Source organism: Candidatus Obscuribacterales bacterium (genome assembly GCA_036703605.1).
Lineage (GTDB): Bacteria > Cyanobacteriota > Cyanobacteriia > RECH01 > RECH01 > RECH01.
On sequence record DATNRH010000260.1, the window covers coordinates 1 to 1,493 of the forward strand.

The window sequence follows — 1,493 nt, forward strand, 5'->3', positions numbered from 1 at the left end:
GCCATAGATGCGGGACAGCATGGGGTTGACGGTCACATAATGTCCATCGGCGGTGGTTTGGAAAATGCCTTCCACAGCGTTTTCAAAAATACTGCGGTACTTAGTTTCCGTTTGTCGTAGCCGTTCGTCCATTTGCTTGCGGGCAATGGCAATGCCGGCCAGCTGAGTAGCGGTATCAATGCGATTCCAGTCCTCATCTTGGGGCGATCGCATCTCGTGGGCATAGAGGGCAAAGGTACCCAAGACCTGCCCTTGGGACGACAAAATAGGACTTGACCAACAGGATCGCAGCTTATACTGCTGGGCCAGATCGCGGAAGTTTTGCCACAGAGGATCGGTATAGGTATCCTGCACCATCACCCGCTGGCGACGATAGGCCGCAGCACCACAGCCGCCCATGTCGGGAGCTATCGCTAGGCCATCAATGCGATCGCAGTAGGCCGCTGGCAAGTTGGGCGCTGCCCCCGTGTAGAGCACCTGCTGATCGAGATCCGCGAGCAAAATGGAGCCCACCATACCCTTCGACTGTTGTTCAATGGCATGAACCAACACCGTTAGGGTTTCCGTTAAGGGGCGATCGGTGGCAATCATCTCTAGCACCTGCTTTTGATAATCGAGCCAAATCGAGGCCTGCTGCCGTTCGGTGACATCACGGGAGATGGCAATAATTTCCTGAACCATGCCGGTGCGATCGCGAATCACCTCACTGGTGGTTTCAAACCAGCAATAGCTGCCATCTTGACGGCGGATGCGATAGGTGAGGCGTTCATGCTTGCAGGTGGTATCGGTGAGTAAACGCTGGTGCAGTTGGATAAAGGCTGGCTGATCGGTGGGATGCACCAAGTGATGCACTTGCCGACCCAGGAGCTCATGGGGATGGTAGCCCAAGAGCCGCTGAGCCGCTGGGGATGCGTAGAGATATACACCATTGAGGGTATGACGGGAAATCAGATCGGTGGAATGTTCGGCGAGTAATCGATAGCGCCGTTCACTCTCCCGCAGCAATTCATCGGCCTGGATGCGATCGGTGATGTCTTCAAAGGTGCCGAGGATGCCCACCACGTTACCGGCCTCATCGTGCATGGGGATGCGGCTGACGTCTTTCCAGCGCTCTTGCCCATTGGGCAGGCATTCCTTATGCACAAGGTGGAGCTGGGCGCGATCGCGCTCCATAACCACGCGATCGCGCTGCCGATGATCTGCCGCCGTATCTGCATCCCAAAAATCGGCATCGGTTTTGCCCACCACCGCATCTGGACTCGCTAATCCCAGATGATCCGCCCAGGCCTGGTTCACCCCTTGATAGACCGACTGCCGATCTTTCCAAAAAATATACTGAGGCACATGATCCAAAATCAGCTTCAGCAACTGGGATTGATCCCGCAGCGCCTGTTCCGTTTGCTTCTGGGCACTAATGTCGGTGATGAATCCTTCTAACCCCAGCACTTGCCCCTGATCGTCAAAGAGCCCATAGCCCTGTTCCCACAGCCACT

The 1,493-nt window shown here is 55.7% G+C and carries 1 protein-coding gene; it reads right to left on the reverse strand.

The window, feature by feature from the left end; translation table 11 throughout:
- Positions 1-1,493, reverse strand: a 1,493-nt coding sequence (locus V6D20_05345; protein ID HEY9815215.1) for a PAS domain S-box protein, incomplete at both ends; no start/stop codon positions are given.